We start from the raw sequence: 19,487 nt of genomic DNA on the forward strand, positions 1-19,487 counted from the left end.
ATTCGCTGATCGATGGTCAGTCGACGGTGCCGGGTCATGGTGGCCGGTTGTTTAAGGCGTTTTCGGCCTTTTGAAAAGGTCCGCCGCTTCGGCGCGACGGATTTCTTTAGGCGAAGTTGATCCGGCGATCGATATCGCTCAAGGGCGTGACGCCGGAGAGCAACGCCCTCGCCTCGTCTTCGTCCTTTCGGATCTGCGCCACCAGCGGGTCGAGCCCGTCGAACTTCAGCTCGTCGCGCAGGTGGCCGAAGAACGAAACCGAACAGACCTCGCCGTAGAGATCGCCGGAAAAATCGAAGACGAAGGTTTCAAGCAACGCCTCGCCGTCGCTGTCGACGGTCGGACGCCGGCCAAAGCTGGCAACGCCATCATAGAGCGAGCCGTCAGCCCGGCGGAAGCGCACGGCATAGATGCCGGTTCTAAGTTCGACCTCGGGCGGTAGACGCATGTTGGCCGTGGGATAGCCGAGGGTCCGCCCGAGTTTTTTGCCGTCGATTACTTCGGCCTCGACCGTGTAGCGATAGCCGAGCAAGCCGGCCGCGTGAGAAACGTCGCCCTGGCCGAGCAGCGAGCGAATGAAGCTCGAGGAGATCACCGAGGCATTCTCATCGCGGAAGGCGTCGACCAGGGTGACGCCGAAGCCGTTTTCGCCGCCCGCCGCCATCAGAAAGGCGGGACCGCCTTCGCGCCCCTTGCCGAAATGGAAATCGAACCCGGTGACCACATGCGAGGCATGCAGCCACTCCAGGAGCACCCGATGGATGAAATCGGACGCGGAAAGTTCGGAGAAGGTGCGATCGAACGGGTATTCGATGACGGCGCCAAACCCCATGCCTTCGAGGATACGGGCTTTCAGCGGTGCGGGCGTCAGCCGGAAGACCGGCGTGTCTGGCCGAAAGACCGTGCGCGGATGCGGCTCGAAGGTCAACACCAGTGCGGGAACGCCGCGTGCCGCGGCTTCTTCCAGCGCTCGCTCCAGCACGGATTGGTGGCCGCGGTGAACACCGTCGAAATTGCCGATGGCGACAACGCCGCCACGCAGACGCTCGGGCAGCGGGTCGCGGGTTTCGTTGCGATGAAAAACCGTCATCTCGATCTTCCCGTCAGGCGAGCCTGGGCATCCACCACTTCGGCGAAGCACCTTCCTTCCTCAGGAAGGCAGTAAGCTTCGCCTCGTCGGTGCGGCTTTCGTTCATGTATTCTTGCGCGTGAATACCGGCACTGATGTAAAGCAGATCGAAGCCGGCATCCTGGGCGCCCTTGACATCGGTCGGCATACCGTCGCCGACGGCGATGACACGCGACAGATCGAGTGGACCGCGAACGGCCTTGGCTTCCGTCAGCGCGGCACGGTAGATGGAGATATAGGGCTTTCCGGCGATCCGGGCTTCGCCGCCGAGCTCCTCGTAAAGCTTGGCGATGGCGCCGGCACAGGGGATCAGCCGGTGGCCGCGCTCGACCACCAGGTCCGGATTGGCGCAGATGAACGGGATCTTGCGCTTGGCAAGTCCGGTCAGCGTCGCGCGATAGTGCTCCGGCGTTTCGGTTTCATCGTCGTAGAAGCCGGCGCAGACGACGGTCTCTGCATCTTCCGACGAGACGATCTCGGTGCCGAGCCCTTCGAGCAACGGCAGATCGCGTTCGGCGCCGATGAAGAAAATCTTCTTGTCGGCTGCGGCGATCAAGGTGCGGGTCACATCGCCCGACGTGACGATGCGATCATAGGCTTCATCGGGAACGCCCAGCCCGCGGATCTGTACCTTGACGCTGGGGCTTGGCCGGGGAGAATTGGTGATGAGGACAACCGTAAGCCCTGCTGCACGCGCTTCCGCCAGGGCCTCGCAGGCCGACGCAAACGCCTGAACGCCGTTGTGGAGAACACCCCAGACGTCACAGAGCACGACGTCATAGCGCCCTGCGATTTCCCGAAAACTGTTGATCCTTGCGGCCATGCGGGCTTCCTGCAAACTCGGTTTCCGGCTTGCATGGCAAGGAAGGGCCGAGAATACAAGCCTCGCGCCTAGAAAATCGCCGCCATTCCCAAGGATTCGGCGCCCGCCCCTCCCTCATGCCGAGGAGACGGTCCACGGGACATCAGCGTCAGGGCCTGCCGACCCCGAGGCTCATGATAACAACCGGATCGGGCAGCGAGACCAGGCAAATCCTCGATATCGGATCTGCCCAAATTCCGACCGCTTCATGCAATAGGCAGGCAAACGTTCCGGCCCGGCCGCCGTTCGTTGCCTGTCATCAGCCGCCGATAATCATGTCGCCTGAAATTTTTTGAACGGCCAATCCTTGACTCGTCCCGGACCCAGCCTTATCTCGGCCTCGCTAGCACTCGACAAAAGAGAGTGCTAACACCCATCCATCGGGTCGTTGAGCGATCCGTAGTGTCATTTGATCGAGGGATTAGACTAATGGCAAGCACCAATTTCCGCCCGCTGCACGACCGCGTTGTCGTCCGCCGCGTCGAGTCTGAGGAAAAGACCAAGGGCGGCATCATCATTCCGGACACCGCTAAGGAAAAGCCGCAGGAAGGCGAAATCGTCGCTGTTGGCTCGGGCGCCCGTGACGAAAGCGGCAAGGTTGTTGCTCTCGACGTCAAGGCTGGCGACCGCGTTCTGTTCGGCAAGTGGTCGGGCACCGAAGTCAAGATCAACGGCGAAGACCTTCTCATCATGAAGGAAGCCGACATCATGGGCATCATCGGCTGATCTGCCGTCGTCCACACCTTTTCATGACAACCAATGGGCAATGAGCCCGGGAGTTTTCTCAAATGGCTGCAAAAGAAATCAAATTCGGCCGCACCGCGCGCGAAAAGATGCTGCGTGGCGTCGATATCCTCGCTGACGCCGTAAAGGTCACGCTCGGCCCGAAGGGCCGTAACGTCATCATCGACAAGTCCTTCGGCGCTCCGCGCATCACCAAGGACGGCGTATCAGTTGCCAAGGAAATCGAACTTGAAGACAAGTTCGAAAACATGGGCGCCCAGATGGTCCGCGAAGTTGCTTCGAAGACCAACGACATCGCCGGCGACGGCACCACGACTGCAACCGTTCTGGCCCAGGCGATCGTTCGCGAAGGCGCCAAGGCTGTTGCTGCCGGCATGAACCCGATGGACCTGAAGCGCGGCATCGACCTCGCTGTCACCGAAGTCGTCAAGGATCTCCAGGCCAAGGCCAAGAAGATCAACACTTCGGAAGAAGTCGCACAGGTCGGCACGATCTCGGCAAACGGCGAGCGTCAGATCGGCCTCGACATCGCAGAAGCGATGCAGAAGGTCGGCAACGAAGGCGTCATCACGGTTGAAGAAGCCAAGACCGCCGAAACCGAACTCGAAGTCGTCGAAGGCATGCAGTTCGACCGTGGCTACCTCAGCCCCTACTTCGTCACCAACCCGGAAAAGATGGTCGCTGACCTCGACGACGTCTTCGTTCTCCTCCACGAGAAGAAGCTCTCGAACCTCCAGGCCATGCTCCCGGTTCTCGAAGCTGTCGTTCAGACCGGCAAGCCGCTCCTCATCATCGCTGAAGACGTCGAAGGCGAAGCTCTTGCTACGCTCGTCGTCAACAAGCTGCGTGGCGGCCTGAAGATCGCTGCCGTCAAGGCTCCGGGCTTCGGCGATCGCCGCAAGGCCATGCTCGAAGACATCGCCATCCTGACCGGTGGTACCGTGATCTCCGAAGACCTCGGCATCAAGCTCGAAAACGTCACGCTCGACATGCTCGGCCGTGCGAAGAAGGTTTCGATCTCCAAGGAAAACACCACGATCGTCGACGGTGCTGGCCAGAAGAGCGACATCGAAGGCCGCGTTTCGCAGATCAAGGCTCAGATCGAAGAAACCACTTCTGACTACGACCGCGAAAAGCTGCAGGAACGTCTTGCCAAGCTCGCTGGCGGCGTTGCCGTAATCCGCGTTGGCGGCTCGACGGAAGTTGAAGTGAAGGAAAAGAAGGACCGCATCGACGACGCTCTCAACGCGACGCGCGCTGCTGTTCAGGAAGGCATCGTACCGGGCGGCGGCGTTGCCCTGCTGCGTTCTTCCGTCAAGATCACCGTCAAGGGTGTGAACGACGACCAGGAAGCCGGCATCAACATCGTTCGTCGCGCTCTGCAGGCTCCGGCCCGCCAGATCGCTGAGAACGCTGGTGACGAAGCTTCGATCGTTGTCGGCAAGATCCTCGACAAGGACCAGGACAACTTCGGCTACAACGCCCAGACCGGCGAATATGGCGACATGATTGCCATGGGCATCATCGACCCGGTCAAGGTTGTTCGCACCGCCCTTCAGGACGCGGCTTCGGTTGCTGGCCTTCTCGTTACGACGGAAGCCATGATCGCCGAACTGCCGAAGAAGGACTCGCCGGCGATGCCGGGCGGCATGGGCGGCATGGGCGGCATGGACATGATGTGATAGGGCGCCAGCCCAATCGCAGCATTGTCCATAAAGCTTTGCCCATGCACTAAGAGCGGTTCAGCGCGTCAAGCGCGCTGAACGGGCAGCATGGACATGATGTGATAGGGCGCCAGCCTTATCGCGGACCTGTTCAAGCAGATCCACGATGATCCATTCGGATCGGAAAGGGCGACCCTCGGGTCGCCCTTTCTCGTTTTTGCGATAATCCTGCGGTTGCATCTAACGTGCACGTCAAAGCTGTCCGCAGGAAAAATTACCCGGTAGCTGCGGCGGCACTAAAAAAGCGTTGAAGTCGAGAAAAAACGAACTATAACACCGCCCCAAGTGGACAGAGATTCACGAGAGACTGGATGGTGGGCCTAAAGCGAGCGAAAAATCGCTCAAACTTTTCATATTAACTGTGTGTCCAAGCTCTCTTTGAGAACATCACGCAAAGCATATAAGTATTTCATCGCAAATTAAGCCGGCCTTTCCTGCGAAATCATTTCGCTTGGCGAGCTACGTCACAGTTTCGTGACCTTTCCGTACAGAAAGACGCAAACGACTATCGTGCGTGTTCTTCCTGCTATGGGTCGATGGCTGGCGAGGGTTGTATATTGGGGATGGGCCTGCCTGGTGGGAAGACGACATTCGCCAGGGGTCGTGCTGGGGTAGACCGTGTTTAAGATCACGAGAACAAATTCAGTTCCCCTCGGTGTTCCGGGACAGATGCATTCCGGTCTCCCGCATCAGGAATTCCTGGAACAGTTCTGCGTTTCCGAAGGTTGGTCGGGCGACCTGTCGACGGGCCTGTTCCGGCTTGGCGAGAAGGCGTCCGCGATCCACGGTCTCAACGAGAGCGAATGCGGGCTGCTCAATTTCGTGCGCTGCTACGACCTCGCCGACCGCAACCACGTGCTCGAGCTTTTTGAGCAGGCGGCAACCACGTGTTCGTCCTTCTGCTTCTCGACGACGATCAGCCTCGAATCCGGCCACAAGCAGCCGGTGTTCTGCATCGGCGAATCCTCGGGCCTCGAAGAACGCTATTCCGGTACGATCCACGGCATCTTCTTCTTCCCGCGCTTCCTTGTCGAAGGTGCGGGAAAGATGCTTCTGCGCCAGTAGGTGCATTCCCGCCTACAGAGCGCTTCCGCGCTTAAACAAAGTCCCAAAAGCGTTCCAGCTCGTTGTCTTTACGCGTTTCCTGGTGGAAAATCGCATCGCACTTTTCCTGGAAATAGCCTCAATGATGTTTGCCGGGCCGCCGTGTCGTGCAGGCGGCGGCGACCGTCAGGCGGCCGCCACTTTCACCTTGCCCATGGCGAGACTTGAGATCGGTGCTGGTCTGCCGAGCAGGTAACCCTGCGCTTCGTCACAGCCTTCCGCCTGCAGGATATCGAGCTGCGTCTGCGTCTCGACGCCTTCGGCGAGAACAGGAACCGAGAGGCTCTGCCCGAGTGCGAGGATGGCGCGCACGATCGCCTTTGCCTGCGGACTTGCTTCCACCTCCCACATGAAGCTCTTGTCGAGCTTGATCTTGTCGAACGGGAAGGACCGCAGCGTCTCGAGCGACGAATAGCCGGTGCCGAAGTCGTCGATCGCGATGGTGACCCCAAGCTCCTTGATCTGGCGAAGGGTCAGGAGCGCGCGCTCCTTGTCGTCGATGATCGTCGATTCCGTGATTTCGAGTTCCAGCCGCTTCGGGTCGAGCCCGGTCTCGGAAATCACGTCCTCGACCAGGCTGACGATGTCACCATTGGCAAGCTGCACCGGCGAAAGATTGACGGCGATCTTGTGGGTGCTCTGCCAGCCCGCGGCTTCGCGGCAGGCCTCGCGCAGAACCCATTCGCCGATCGGCAGGATCGCGCCGCATTCTTCCGCCAGCGGAATGAACTCGTTCGGAGGCACCATACCGCGCTCGGGATGGTGCCAGCGCAGAAGCACCTCATAACCGATGACGTCACCTGACATCACCGACTTCTGGACCTGGTAGTGCAACGCCAACTGATTCTTCTCGATCGCATCCCACAGATCGTTGGCAAGGCTGCGGCGCTGGCGTGCAGCCTCATCCATCGACACTTCGTAGAAGCAGACGCTCTGGTTCAGCGCGGCCTTGGCGCGGTACATCGCAAGGTCGGCATTGTTGATCAGCGTGTCGGCCGTCTCGGCGTCCTGCGGATAGATCGCGACACCCATGCTGCCACCGGACTTCAACTCGAAGTCGCCGAAGCGCATTTCTTCATGCAGGCTTTTCTCGATGCGGCGGAGGAAGTCGTTGAGTTCGGACAATTCCTCGAAGCGCTTGACGGCCGCGAACTCGTCGCCGCCGAAGCGGGCCACGAACTCGCCCTCCTGCAACAGCGACTTCATCCGCTGGGCAATCGTCACCAACACGAAATCGCCGGCAGCATGGCCATGCAGGTCGTTGACTTCCTTGAACTTATTGAGGTCGAGACCGATCACCGCGACCTTGCGCGAGAACCAGGCGGCCGCATCGAGTTCCTCCTCTAGATAGCTGCTGAACTGCAGCCGGTTCGGGAGGCCCGTCAGGCTGTCATGGCGAGCGAGGAACGAAATCTGCTCCTCGCTGTCCAGGCGCTCGGTGATGTCCTCGTAGGTGCTGACCCAGCCGCCATCCGCGAGGGTGCGGTGCTTGGTCAGGATCGAGCGACCGTTCGGCAGCTTTTCGACGATGTCGCCACCGCCCTTGCCGACCATGTCGACGCGGTGCCTCTGATAGAGTTCTTCCGATTTCGCCCGGGCGATGACCGGATCGGAATAGGTTCGGGCAAAAACCTCGTCGAGGATCTGGCGGAACGTCAGGCCCTTTCCGGCCAGCGTCTCCGAGAAGCCGAAGATCTCGCGGCAGCGCCGGTTGGATAGCAGCAGGCGGTCGCCGCTGTCGAAGAGGCAGATGCCCTGCGACATGTTCTCAAGCGCAATGTCGAGATTCTTGCTCACTTCGGCGATGCGGTCGGCGTCGACCTTTTCCTTGGTGATGTCCTTGACGATCTTGATGAAGCCCGCATGCGTGCCATCCTCATGCAGGAACGGGTCGATCACGACATGCGCCCAGAAGCGCGTGCCATCCCTGCGATAGCGCCAGCCTACACACTCGAACTTGCCGTTGGCATAGGCTTCGTCGAGCGCCTGTTGCGGTACGCCTGCCCGCTGATCCTCGGGAGAATAGAAGCATCCGAAACTCTTGCCGACGATTTCGTCGGCAGTATAGCCCTTGTTGGCTTCGGCTCCGGCATTCCAGCTCGCGACGCGGCCTTTTGCGTCGAGCATGTAGATGGCGTAGTCCTTGACGCTTTTCACGAAGCGGGCGAATTCGCGCTCGGAGGCGGCGGCGGAAAGCTCGGCATGGTGCGCAAAGCCTGCGGCAAGCAAGACCATGGTTAGCAGGAAGAAAGCGGTTCCGGCGATGACGAAAGCAAGAAAATGCGGCTGTATCATCCCCTCGGGCGACGGCAGCAGCAAATCGGCTTCGATCGTCACCGCACCCATCGCCGTGAAGTGCAAGGCGACGATACCGAGCGTCATGAACAGCGTCGCCAGAATTTTGGCTTTCAACGGCCGATCGATGTGTGTGATGGCCCGCAAGGCGCCGATATCGAACAGGGAGCCGGCAAAGACGGAGGCGACGACGAGCGTCCAGTCCCAGCGGATGGTACCTGGAACATCGAGCGCCGCCATGCCGAGGAAGTGCATGCAGGCGACGCCGAAACCGAGGACGATGCCGCCGGCGATCCAGGCGACAGGTCCCTGCGCATAGGTCGCAATCAGCAGTGCCATCGTCGTCAGAACGACCGCGACGGCAAGCGACAGGGCCGTCAGATCGATCTGATAGCCGAGCACGACGCCTGGGTCGTAGGCAAGCATGGCGATGAAGTGGGTCGCCCAGATGCCGAAGCCACTGGCGATGCCGGCAGCCACGGCCCATATCGCCCGCGCCTTGCCTGCGGATGCGCGTCCTCGCTGAAGCAAGGTCACGGCACCGTAGCTCGACAGGAAGCAGATGAGGGCGGCGAGCACGACCAGCTTTGGGTCATGCTCGACCACGAGGCATGTAAGAACCTTGAACATCGCCAAACGCCTAAATGAAATTTCTGGTCCGGAAATGGAACGCCCACTTCCGGTTCATCGCTTCTGTTGGCGTCGTGCCGTTTAAGGAATTGTGAAAAGTCAGGTCGCAACGTCCGTTTCGAAACAGGACGTTGCTTTCGTCCTTAACGAAGGCTGAAATGCCAACGCCTTGTAGTTAAAGATTTCGAAGCGGCCCAATGACGCTGTGACGGTCACACCGCTAAAGCGCATCGGGGTCTCTACTGCATGTTTCCTTAAATCGTCTTCGATATAAGGATAAAAACATGCAGCAATTCAAAGTGCTACAGCGACCTTTGCGCGTCTAATAAGACGCGCGGCGCTGTAGAATTCGCTTGGTGCGCTTCAAGCCCCTGTTTTCGCCTGTCGATGTCGCAAATCCGCTACGCACTTTTGCGCGACAGGCTCTAAGCCTGGGCCAGAAGCGCCTTCAGATCCGATTGCGGATCGGCAATGACGGCCCTGTCCGGATGAATACCCGTCTCCAGCAGCTTCTTGCCGGTGACATAGGCCTTGGCGTCGTTGATCGCGTCGACGGCCAGAAGCTTGCCCTCGCGGAAATACCAGACCGAAACGCTGCCCTCGCGCTGGCCGGGGCGAACGATGGTTTCGTCGTGGCCGAGGCCAAAGCCGGCGATCTGCAACTTCACATCGTACTGGTCCGACCAGAACCAGGGCTTGGGCGCATAAGGCTCGACACCGCCGGCAATGACGGCGGCAACAGCCTCGGCCTGATCCACGGCGTTCTGAACCGATTCGAGGCGGATGCGCATGTTGCCCCAGGGCTGAACGGCGCAATCGCCCATCGCGAAAATCGCCGGGTCGGAGGTGCGGCCGTGGCTGTCGACGACGATGCCGCCGGCGGTTTCAAGACCGGCGTCGTGCGCCAGGTGGTCGTTGGCGGTCACGCCGATACCGACGATGACGAGGTCGACCGGAAGCACCGACCCGTCGGAAAGCTCGACGCCGGTAACGCGGCCATTCTCGCCAACCAGCCGGTTGAGCCCTGTTCCCTCGCGAATATCGACACCGCGCGATCGATGGATTTCTCGAACGATGCCTGACGTCGCCGCGGAGGCGACGCGTTGCAGGATGCGGTCGGCCATCTCGATGACCGTCACCTCAAGCCCGAGCGTTCGTGCAACGGCCGCGGCCTCAAGGCCGATATAGCCGCCGCCGACGACGAGCGCCCGCCTGCCCGGCTTCATCTCTTCAGCCAGCAGATCGGCATCCCTGAAGTCGCGGACGGTGAAAACGCCGTCGAGATCGCCGCCGACCGAGGCTGGCAACCGACGGGGGGTGGCGCCGGTTGCAAACGCGAGCGTCTCATAGTCGAGCGACGTGCCGTCGCTCAGCATCACGCGGCTGGCATCTCGGTCGAGATCCGTCACCGTGGTCGACAGCCTGATGTCGACATCATGCTCGCCGTACCAGGCTTCCGCCCGATAAAGCAGTCGATCAAGGCTCATCTCGCGAAGCAGGTATTTCTTGGAAAGTGGCGGACGCTGATAGGGCAGGCTTGCCTCGGACGCGACGATGGTGATCGGTCTTTCGTCCTTCAACGCCCGCAGTTTGGCGACCAACGCAAAGGCGGCCTGACCGCCACCGATAACAACAAGCTTTCCGGACACGCTCTCACCCGTCATTTATTCGTTTGTACAACAAGGCGTAGCCTTTCCGCCCGAGCCTCGTCAACTCGAACGACGGCCACGCCGGCCGATCGTCAGCCCTTGGCCGGGATCTCCATGCCCTTTTGCGCTGCCGGACGCGCCAGTCCTCGGTCGACCCAGGCCATCACATTCGGGAAGCTCTTGTAGTCGAGCACATCGGCGCCGCCATAGAATTTGCGCGCACCTTCGACCCAGGGATAGGTGGCGATGTCGGCGATCGTATACTCATCGCCCATCAGCCATTACCGCCCCTGGAGCCGCCCCTCCAGCACGCCCAGCAGCCGTTTCGATTCGTCGCGGTAGCGCTCCACCGGATAGATGTTGTTGGCGACCTTGTCGGCAGCGAATTTGAAGAAGTGACCGAACTGGCCGAGCATCGGGCCGACGCCGCCCATCTGGAACATCACCCAGCAGATCGCTTCATAACGCGCGGCCGCATCCGAAGGCAGAAGTTTCCCTGTCTTTTCCGCGAGATAGAGAAGGATCGCCCCAGACTCGAACAACCCGATCGCCTTGCCGCCAGGGCCGTGCGGATCGATGATCGCCGGAATGCGGCCATTGGGGTTGAGCGACAGGAATTCCGCCGATTTCTGGTCGTTGGTGTCGAACGAGATCCGGTGCGCCTCGTAGGGCAATCCCAGTTCTTCGAGCACAATGGAGATCTTCACGCCGTTCGGCGTCGGCAAGGAATAGAGCTGGGACGATGTCCGGGTTCTTCGCAGGCCAGCGCTTGGTGATCGGAAAGGCGGAAAGGTCGGCCATGGAATGCTCCTCGAAACGAATGGCGCGAACGGCACCCGCCGCTTGCGCCGCGCAGATACCAACCTGCGCTGCGCCCGGCAGAGCGCCTGAGCGGCGGTTCTTAAGTTTCAAAGCGCGTCGCGCACCGCCGAGAGAATGCGACCGACGATCGGGTCGCCGTCATGCGCCGGCTTGCGTGCACGCACCAGGCAGGCCTCCGACCGCAGTATGACGCCGTCGGCAAGGGTCTTCAGGTGGTTGGCATGCAGGGTCGAACCGGTCGAGGTGATGTCGACGATGATGTCGGCAGAGCCGGAGGCCGGCGCACCCTCGGTCGCTCCGAGGCTTTCGACGATGTGGTAGAGCTGGATGCCGTGGCTGCCGGAAAAGTGGTTCTGCGTCAGCCGCCAGTATTTGGTGGCAATCGCCAGCCGCCGCCCGTGGCGGGCGCGGAAGTCGGCGGCGACGTCGCCGAGGTCGGCCATGGTGTCGACGTCGTACCAGATCTCCGGAACGGCGACGACGACATCGGCATGGCCGAAGCCGAGGCGGGCGCAGAACTCGACGCGAGCGTCGGCATTGGCAAGCCCCTCGCGCACAAGGTCTTCTCCGGTGACGCCGAAATCGATCGAGCCGTTGCCGAGCTCGCGCGAAATCTCCGAGGCCGACAGGAAGGCGATCTCGACATCGTCCCAGCCTTCGACACGGCCGCGATAGGAGCGGTCATTGCCGACGGCGACGATCTTCATGCCGGCGCGCTCGAAGATCGCCGAGGCGTCGTCCTTCATCCGCCCCTTGGACGGCAATGCGATGGTGATGGTCATGCGGCACCTCCGCTGGCGGCGATCGCCGCTTCGATCCGGTCGAGCCAGAGCGAGAAGCCGACGGCGGGAATATGTTCGCGCGCGCCAAGCAGGGTTAGGAGCCGGTCGAAGCGCCCGCCACCGGCAAGCACCGCCGGTGTCCCCTCGACTTCGACTTCGAAGACGAGGCCGGTATAATAGTCGAGCGGGCGGCCGAAGGCGGCACGATAGCGAATGACATCGACATCGGCGCCGATGCCGGCAAGCGCCGCCACGCGCGCGTCAAAACGCGCCAGCGCTCCATCGAGCGTCAATCCGGTCTTCTCGGCAAAGCGGAAGAGTGCGGCAGGCGCTTCGGCAAGCGGCATGTCGAGCGCCAGGAATTCACGCACGAGATCCAGCGTTTCCGGATCGAGCCGGGTATTCGCCAGTTCCATCTTTTCCTTCAGGCGGCGGGCGATGTCCTGCGGCGAGCGGCTGGCATTGGTGGAGTAGCCCGTCGCCTCCATGGTTTCGCCGATATGGGCGACAAGCCGCACCTCGTCATCGAGCATGCCGGCGATCGCCAGCCGCTCGACCTCGGGGCCAAAGACGCCGGCAGCCTTTGGATCGGCAAGCTCGGCAAGCAGCTTCTGCAGGTGCTTCTGGTCGCCGAAGGCATGGATCAGCCGCTTCTGCCAGCCGCCCGGCAGGCCACAGGCACCGACGACCGCTTCGAAGACCGACTGGTCGCCGAGCGTGACCGCCAGGCGCCGGCCAGGAAGACGATTGGCAACCACCCGCATGGCATTGCCGACCGCACGCGCGTCGGAGGCGGCGATATCGGTATCACCGAGATCTTCGATGCCGGCCTGATAGAATTCGTTGCCGCCTTCGCGGCGCTGACGAAACACTTCGCCGAGATAGGCATAACGCTTGGGCGTGCCGGTTGCCGTTTCGATGTGGCGAAGGCAGACGGGGATGGTGAATTCCGGCCGCAGACAGAGGCTCTCTCCGGTCTCACTCTCGGTCATGAAGATGCGGCGGCGAAGATCCTCGCCAGCCATGGCGAGAAACGGCTCCGCCGGTTGGATCACCGGTGTGTCGACCCGAAGCGTGCCGAGACTTTCGAACTCGGCAAGCAGATCTGCGGAGAAGGCGGGAAGGTTGATCAGAGGCATCGCCGTCAGCCTGCCCTTGCCCGGTCCTCGGCCTGTGCCGCGAGCATTTCACGCACCTTTTCGACAAGGTCGCCTGCGGGCACGGAGACCTGCGCCACCCGCGCCTCGCGCCATGCCGCATTGTCCTCGATTTCGCCCGACAAGCGCTTGCCCTCGATCAGATCCTTGATCTGCACCAGACCGGCGGCGCGCTCGTCGCCGCCCTGAATGATCGCGAGCGGCGCACCGCGACGGTCGGCGTATTTCAGCTGGTCGCCGAAGTTCTTCTTGTTGCCCTGGTACATCTCGGCGCGAATGCCGGCATGGCGGAGCTGCTGCACGAAGCGCTGGTAGTGGCCCATGCTGTCGATGTCACGGTCCATAACGCAGACGACGACCGGTGCCACGACGTCCGACGTGCCGAGCTTGCCAAGGTTCTTGAGCGCGGTCATCAGGCGCGAAACACCGATCGAGAAACCGGTGGCCGGCACCGGCTGGCCCATGAAGCGCGAGACGAGACCATCGTAACGTCCGCCGCCGCCGACCGAACCGAAGACGACCTTTTCGCCCTTCTCATTGGTGACGGCAAACTGCAACTCGGCCTCGAAAACCGGGCCGGTGTAATATTCGAGACCGCGAACGACCGAAGGGTCGATCTTGATGCGATCGGCCTCGTAGCCCGCGCTCACGACCAGGCTGCGGATGGTGTTGAGTTCCTCGACGCCCTCGCCGCCCTTGGCTGTGCCGGCAACGAGCGCTGCGAGTTCGGCGGCACTTTCGGCGTAGTCCTGGATGCCAACGAAGAACAGGACCTTGTCGATCTGCTCGCCGTTCAGACCGGCGCCCTTGGTGAAGTCGCCGCTCTCGTCCTTGCGGCCTTCGCCGAGCAGCAGGCGCACGCCTTCGGGACCGAACTTGTCGAGCTTGTCGATGGCGCGCAGCACCGTCAGGCGGGCATTCGCCTTGTCGTCGCCGCCGAGGCCAATCGCCTCCATGACGCCATCAAGAACCTTGCGGTTGTTGACCTGGATCACGTAGTCGCCGCGCTTGATGCCGAGCGCTTCCATCGTGTCGGCCATCATCATGCACATTTCGGCATCCGCCTGGACGCCGGCGGCACCGACCGTATCGGCATCGAACTGCATGAACTGGCGGAAGCGACCCGGGCCCGGCTTTTCGTTGCGGAAAACGTAGCCGGCGCGATAGGTGCGGAAGGGAAGCTGGATCTCGTTGAAGTTCTCGGCGACGTGACGGGCAAGCGGCGCCGTCAGGTCGTAGCGCAGCGACATCCACTGGTCGTCGTCATCCGTCAGCGAAAACACGCCCTCGTTCGGGCGGTCGCTGTCGGGCAGGAATTTTCCAAGCGCATCGGTGTATTCGAACAGCGGCGTTTCGACCGGATCGAAACCATAACGCTCATAGACTTCGCGGATCTTGACGATCATGTCGTCGGTGGCGCGAATATCGGCGGCCGAACGGTCGACAAAGCCACGCGGAAGGCGTGCCTTGAGCTTCTGCGGTTTCTTTTGTTTCTCGGTCATGGGGAGCATTCCGGACTGTCAGCGGGTTTCGAGCTTTCCCTATCGGATAGAGGCATGGGCGGCAAGGGTTAGCACGGCGCAAAGCGGCTCCAGGCGTGCGCGAAGGCAACGATCGGACCGGCAGCGTGCCGATCACGTCTTCTCTTTGCCACGGGCCATCCTAAGTAAAGGGCATGCGTTTTGCCGCCGTCATACTCCTGTTCGTTGCAGCCCTGTTCTCAGGCGCGCCTTCGGCGATGCTGCAGGCCCAGGACCTGGCGGCCGGTGCCGCACAAACCGCCGCCCATGACTCGTCGCAAAAGCAAGCCGTTCACGCTGGCCATGCGATCTCCTGCGAAGATATCCGGGCATGCAAGGACCACTCGAAAAAACAGGCGCATCCTTCGTCCTGTTCGGCCTGCATCGCGATCGAGCCAATTGCCTTGATGTTCGATCCGGCGACCACGACATCGTCGCGTCTGGCGGCAGCGACATATCCCGCATTGCACGCGATCACGATCGGGCCGCGCTCGCCACCACCCAAGTCGTTCCTGCTTGTGTGACCGTCATCGTGGCTCACCTTCGGGTGTATCGGCTGCGCTGACGAAACGAAATTCCATATGACCGGCCGCAACAACCGGCCGACATTTCGGCGATTGCACGGCGCTGCCTCAGTCGCGCGAGATGATAATGAGATGAAGAAGGAAACCATCATGTCTTTGAAAACGATCATAGCAGCCTCAGTCCTGATCGCGTCACTTTATGCTCCCGCTATGGCCCAGGACCACGGCAGCAGCATGCATCACGGATCGGCTGAGGCGGCGGCGCCGGCCGGCGACACCTCCGCCTCCAGCAAGGCTTTCGCCGAGGTCAACGCCCGCATGCACAAGGGCATGGACATCGCCTTTACCGGCAACGCCGATGTCGACTTCGTGCGGGGCATGATCGCCCATCATCAGGGCGCGATCGGCATGGCCAGGGTCGAACTCGAATACGGCAAGGACGAACAACTGCGCAAACTGGCGGAAGACATCATCAAGGCCCAGGAGGGCGAGATCCAGATGATGAAGGATTGGCTTGCCAAGAACGGTGGCTGAAGCCGTTCCTGGAAAGATGCAAATTCAGGGTTGCGGGCGCGTCAGCGCCCGCCGCATGTCCTCGACCGTCGCGCGGCAATGGCAGCCTTCGATGTGGTCGTTGACAAGCCCCATGGCCTGCATGAAGGCATAGATCGTCGTCGGGCCGACGAAGGTCCAGCCGCGCTTTTTCAGATCCTTGGAGATCAGCGTCGAGGTCGGAGTCGTCGGATTGGCGGCGATCGCTTCATAGCTGACAAATGCCGGCCGCTCGTCCGGGCCGGGTTCGTGCGACCAGAAATAGGCAGCAAGCGAACCAAACTCGGCTTTAAGCTCCTGGGCGCGCTTGGCGTTGTTGATGGTCGAGACGATTTTGCCGCGATGGCGCACGATGCCGGTATTGCCAAGGCAGCGCTCGATGTCAGCATCGCCGAAGGCGGCAACCGCATCGACGTCGAAGCCGGCGAAGGCGGCGCGAAAGGCCTCGCGCTTGCGCAGGATCGTCAGCCAGGAGAGGCCGGATTGAAACCCCTCCAGACAGATCTTCTCGAAGAGGCGCCGGTCATCGGTAACCGGCCGCCCCCATTCCTCGTCGTGATACCGTCTGTAGTCATCGAGATTGCTCTGCCAGGCGCAACGCCCAAGGCCGTCTTCGCCAATCATTATGCCCTTGGTCGTCATTACCAGCCCCGTTTCATCGTGCTCTTCCGCATTTACCATTCACAAACCAGATTCCTAAAGCGACGGATAACCCTACCCAAAGCTTTATCGGCGCTTCCTCCCTTTCGCGGGCTGCCGTTTACCATTCCGTGGCGCCGCGATGACACGATCGCCCCATTGCCAAGGCGCATGCCGTCCGTCCTGGAGACCCGTTCTCCGGCTGGCCGCGCCCCATTTTGATACGTTTCGGCGAAAGGTAGCGAGTCCGTCCGATGTTGAAAAAATCCCTTGTTGTAGCCGCATCCATCCTCACCCTCGTCGCCGGCCAGGCGCAGGCCCAGGACCGGTACCAGAACCGGCCGCCGGTGATCGTCAGCCCAGACCTGACCGCCCCGTGGGTGATGCAGCTCGGCGGCCAGCCGCAACAGGCGCGCCGGGTCATCTACCGCCAGCAGATACCGACCACCACCCGAAAACAGTATTATCAGGGCCTGACCGTGAAGCCGCAGGCAAAACGCCGCGTCGGCGCCCCGCTGGTACAACCGGTCAACGCCACCCGCGCCCAGCGTCCCGTCAAGTCTAAGTTCGACCCGCAGTATCTGCCGCAGACAGTTGCCTACGACGGCAAGGAAAAGGCAGGCACGATCGTCATCGATACCAACAATCGTTTCCTCTACCTTGTCGCCGGTAATGGTCAGGCACGGCGCTACGGTGTCGGCGTCGGCAAGCCGGGGTTCGAATGGGCCGGCGCTCATAAGGTCACCCGCAAGGCGGAATGGCCGAGCTGGACGCCGCCGACGGAAATGATCTCGCGCGAAGCCGCCAAGGGGCACTACCTGCCGGCCCGCATGGACGGCGGCCCGGAAAATCCGCTTGGCGCACGCGCCATGTATCTCGGCTCGACGCTTTACCGCATCCACGGCACCAATGCGCCCTGGACGATCGGTTACGCGGTCTCCTCAGGCTGCATCCGCATGCGCAACGAGGACGTCGTCGATCTCTATGAACGGGTGAATGTCGGCACCAAGGTTATCGTCATATAATTGGCGCCGGACATAGAATATTTCCCTCTCCCCATACGTTTTGCTGTTGCCTGGTCGTGATCTTCAGGCAACAGACGGGCTTAAAGATACAAAATCCGTGACCATGTTCGGTCTATCGGATGTATCCCGGGCTTGAACTTCGGGCCAATTTGCATAGCCTTGATGTAACGAGGGCTTAGAGGGAATCGTATATGAAACGTCATGCCAGCAAATTGGTCGCGATCGCCATCGCGACCAGCGCTATTCTTGCCGCCGCCAATGCCCAGGCTTTCACGCCCGCGCCGACATCCGGAACCACTCCCAAGAGCAGTGATATCGTCCTTGTCGCGACGCAGAAAAAGCCGCCGAAGCAATTCTGGCGCACCAAGGTTCGCTTCAGCACCGACGAAGCCCCCGGCACGATCATTGTCGATACCAACAACAAGTTTCTCTACTACATCGACGGTCCGAACCGCGCGACCCGATACGGTATCGGCGTCGGTCGTGAAGGCTTCGGCTGGTCAGGCGTGGTGAAGGTGGGCCGCAAGGCTGAATGGCCGACCTGGACGCCGCCGGAAGAAATGCGCCGCCGCGAAGCCGCCAAGGGCCGCATCCTGCCGATCACGCAGGAAGGCGGCATCGACAACCCGCTCGGCGCGCGTGCCATGTATCTCTATAAGGGCGGCCGCGACACGATCTTCCGCATCCACGGCACCAACCAGCCGTGGACGATCGGCCAGAATATGTCTTCGGGCTGCATCCGCATGATGAATAACGACATCGAGCACCTCTACGACCGGGCCGACGTCGGCACCAAGGTGATCGTCATCGGACCCGGCAGCAAGACCGGCGATACCTACTTCAACGATCGCGGCGTCGATATCTTCCGCCAGATCTTTGGCGGCTGATACGCTCGCCAGAAATAGCCCAGAAAAACCAATGCCGGCGCCATCGCGCCGGCATTTTTCGTTTCACAATCCAGCCGGTTTCGCGCCGCCATAGGCCCAGTCGAGCAGTTCGACCGTGTGGACGATCGGGATCGCCGTGCCGGTCGCGATCTGGGTGATGCAGCCGATATTGCCGGTGGCGATCACGTCGGGCTTCGTCGCCGCGAGGTTCTTGACCTTGCGGTCCTTGAGCTTCTGCGAGATCTCCGGCTGCAGGATGTTGTAGGTGCCGGCCGAGCCGCAACAGAGATGGCCTTCTGCGGGATCGCGCACGACGAACCCCGCCTGTTTTAACAGTTGCTTCGGCGCCATGGTGATCTTCTGGCCGTGCTGCATGGAGCAGGCGGAATGATAGGTCACGGTCATGCCGCGCGGATCCTGCACTGGAAGATCCAGAGTCGACAGGTATTCGGTGATGTCCTTCGCCATGGCCGAGACCCTTGCTGCCTTTTCCGCATAGGCGGGGTCGAGGCGCAGCATGTGGCCATAATCCTTGATCGTCGTGCCGCAGCCGGATGCGGTGATGATGATCGCATCGAGACTACCTTCGTCTGCCACGCTCAGCCAGGCATCGACATTGCGCCGGGCCGCGTCGAGCGCCTGGCCCTCCCGCCCCATGTGATGCACCAGCGCGCCGCAACAGCCCTCGCCTGCCGAGACGACCACCTCTATGCCGAGACGGGTAAGGAGGCGGATGGTTGCCTCGTTGATCTCCGGCTTCAGTACCGGTTGCGCGCAACCGTTCAGCAGCGCAACGCGGCCGACGCGCTTGCCGCTGGCGGCATGGGTGCCCGTGATCGCGGTCGCCGAGGGCTCCGGCACCGCCTTCGGCGCCAGATCGAGCATCACTCCGAAGGTCTTGAGCGCCGCCACCTTTTTCAGAACCCTGGCAAAGGGCCTTCCGAAAGCGGCCGCCTTCAAGGCAAGGCGAAAACGCGAGGGATAGGGCAGGACTTGCGCCAGCACGGCGCGGGCCAGCCTATCCTTCAATGGCCGCTTGTAGGTCTTCTCTATATGAACACGGGCATGATCAACGAGATGCATGTAGTCGACGCCTGACGGACACGTGGTGGTGCAGGCGAGACAGGACAGACAGCGGTCGATATGCGTCACGGTTTCGGTGTCGGCCGGCCGACTGTTCTCCAGCATATCCTTGATGAGATAGATGCGGCCACGCGGGCTATCGAGCTCGTCGCCAAGCGTCACATAGGTGGGACAGGTGGCGGTGCAAAAACCGCAATGCACGCATTTGCGCAGGATGGCCTCGGATTCGGCCACATGCGGATCGGCAAGCTGCGCGGGCGTAAAGTTCGTTTGCAAGCGGCTACTCCAGTATCGGGGCTCTGCCCCTCACGCGCGTTGCGATCTCTGATCGCTTACCGCATTTCAAGCTCTTGTTTTCC

16 protein-coding genes and 1 pseudogene are annotated in these 19,487 nt (G+C 61.4%); 7 read left to right on the forward strand and 10 right to left on the reverse strand.

Annotation, left to right across the window (positions count from 1 at the left end; translation table 11 throughout):
* Positions 1-106: 106 nt before the first annotated feature.
* Both ASD02_RS00425 and ASD02_RS00430 read right to left on the reverse strand, forming a co-directional pair.
* On the reverse strand, positions 107-1,090 hold the full coding sequence (locus ASD02_RS00425) for a bifunctional riboflavin kinase/FAD synthetase (RefSeq protein ID WP_025426059.1): 984 nt from the start codon (positions 1,088-1,090) through the stop codon (positions 107-109).
* Between the two features lie 13 nt (positions 1,091-1,103).
* Complete coding sequence (locus ASD02_RS00430) at positions 1,104-1,952, reverse strand: TIGR01459 family HAD-type hydrolase (RefSeq protein WP_025426058.1); 849 nt, start codon at positions 1,950-1,952, stop codon at positions 1,104-1,106.
* A 468-nt stretch (positions 1,953-2,420) separates the two neighbouring features.
* Between ASD02_RS00430 and groES the strand changes: the two genes are divergently transcribed.
* The 3 genes from groES to ASD02_RS00445 all read left to right on the forward strand — a co-directional run bounded on the left by groES (position 2,421) and on the right by ASD02_RS00445 (position 5,524).
* A complete protein-coding gene (groES, locus tag ASD02_RS00435) occupies positions 2,421-2,717 on the forward strand; it encodes a co-chaperone GroES (RefSeq protein WP_004675403.1) in 297 nt (98 codons plus the stop codon).
* Between the two features lie 62 nt (positions 2,718-2,779).
* Complete coding sequence (groL, locus tag ASD02_RS00440; protein WP_025426057.1) at positions 2,780-4,417, forward strand: chaperonin GroEL; 1,638 nt, start codon at positions 2,780-2,782, stop codon at positions 4,415-4,417.
* A gap of 660 nt (positions 4,418-5,077) precedes the next feature.
* A complete protein-coding gene (locus ASD02_RS00445; RefSeq protein WP_025426056.1) occupies positions 5,078-5,524 on the forward strand; it encodes a hypothetical protein in 447 nt (148 codons plus the stop codon).
* A gap of 165 nt (positions 5,525-5,689) precedes the next feature.
* On the opposite strand, the gene ASD02_RS00450 is transcribed toward ASD02_RS00445, so the two are convergent.
* From ASD02_RS00450 to hisS, 6 genes and pseudogenes are all read right to left on the reverse strand, one after another.
* Positions 5,690-8,488: an EAL domain-containing protein gene (locus tag ASD02_RS00450; RefSeq protein WP_025426055.1), complete on the reverse strand. Its 2,799-nt coding sequence runs from the start codon at positions 8,486-8,488 to the stop codon at positions 5,690-5,692.
* Positions 8,489-8,913: 425 nt separating this feature from the next.
* Entirely contained in the window at positions 8,914-10,152 is a 1,239-nt protein-coding gene (locus tag ASD02_RS00455; RefSeq protein WP_038575919.1) for an FAD-dependent oxidoreductase, read from the reverse strand.
* 77 nt (positions 10,153-10,229) lie between these two features.
* Positions 10,230-10,938: pseudogene (locus tag ASD02_RS00460) on the reverse strand (glutathione binding-like protein).
* A 107-nt stretch (positions 10,939-11,045) separates the two neighbouring features.
* A complete protein-coding gene (gene hisG / locus ASD02_RS00465; protein ID WP_025426053.1) occupies positions 11,046-11,741 on the reverse strand; it encodes an ATP phosphoribosyltransferase in 696 nt (231 codons plus the stop codon).
* Entirely contained in the window at positions 11,738-12,880 is a 1,143-nt protein-coding gene (locus ASD02_RS00470; protein WP_025426052.1) for an ATP phosphoribosyltransferase regulatory subunit, read from the reverse strand. The genes hisG and ASD02_RS00470 overlap by 4 nt, the downstream gene beginning before the upstream one ends.
* 5 nt (positions 12,881-12,885) lie before the next feature.
* Positions 12,886-14,400 carry a histidine--tRNA ligase gene (hisS, locus tag ASD02_RS00475; RefSeq protein WP_057221873.1) on the reverse strand — a complete coding sequence of 505 codons (1,515 nt, stop codon included), beginning with the start codon at positions 14,398-14,400 and terminating at the stop codon, positions 12,886-12,888.
* Between the two features lie 173 nt (positions 14,401-14,573).
* Between hisS and ASD02_RS00480 the strand changes: the two genes are divergently transcribed.
* On the forward strand, positions 14,574-14,942 hold the full coding sequence (locus tag ASD02_RS00480; protein ID WP_025426050.1) for a hypothetical protein: 369 nt from the start codon (positions 14,574-14,576) through the stop codon (positions 14,940-14,942).
* Between the two features lie 150 nt (positions 14,943-15,092).
* The gene (locus ASD02_RS00485; RefSeq protein WP_025426049.1) at positions 15,093-15,476 is read left to right on the forward strand and encodes a DUF305 domain-containing protein; all 384 of its coding nucleotides are present in this window, start codon (positions 15,093-15,095) and stop codon (positions 15,474-15,476) included.
* A 24-nt stretch (positions 15,477-15,500) separates the two neighbouring features.
* Here ASD02_RS00485 and ASD02_RS00490 read toward each other — a convergent pair whose 3' ends face one another.
* Positions 15,501-16,136, reverse strand: coding sequence for a DNA-3-methyladenine glycosylase I (locus tag ASD02_RS00490; RefSeq protein ID WP_025426048.1), 636 nt, complete (start codon positions 16,134-16,136; stop codon positions 15,501-15,503).
* A gap of 251 nt (positions 16,137-16,387) precedes the next feature.
* Between ASD02_RS00490 and ASD02_RS00495 the strand changes: the two genes are divergently transcribed.
* Positions 16,388-17,158, forward strand: a complete 771-nt coding sequence (locus ASD02_RS00495) for a L,D-transpeptidase (protein ID WP_025426047.1) — start codon at positions 16,388-16,390, stop codon at positions 17,156-17,158.
* Between the two features lie 191 nt (positions 17,159-17,349).
* The gene (locus tag ASD02_RS00500) at positions 17,350-18,045 is read left to right on the forward strand and encodes a L,D-transpeptidase (protein WP_025426046.1); all 696 of its coding nucleotides are present in this window, start codon (positions 17,350-17,352) and stop codon (positions 18,043-18,045) included.
* A 63-nt stretch (positions 18,046-18,108) separates the two neighbouring features.
* Here ASD02_RS00500 and glcF read toward each other — a convergent pair whose 3' ends face one another.
* Positions 18,109-19,404 (reverse strand): glycolate oxidase subunit GlcF, encoded by a 1,296-nt coding sequence (glcF, locus tag ASD02_RS00505; RefSeq protein WP_025426045.1) that lies wholly within the window; start codon positions 19,402-19,404, stop codon positions 18,109-18,111.
* Between the last annotated feature and the right edge of the window lie 83 nt (positions 19,405-19,487).

Origin of the sequence: Ensifer sp. Root1252, from assembly GCF_001425885.1 — a bacterium.
Classification (GTDB): domain Bacteria; phylum Pseudomonadota; class Alphaproteobacteria; order Rhizobiales; family Rhizobiaceae; genus Ensifer; species Ensifer canadensis.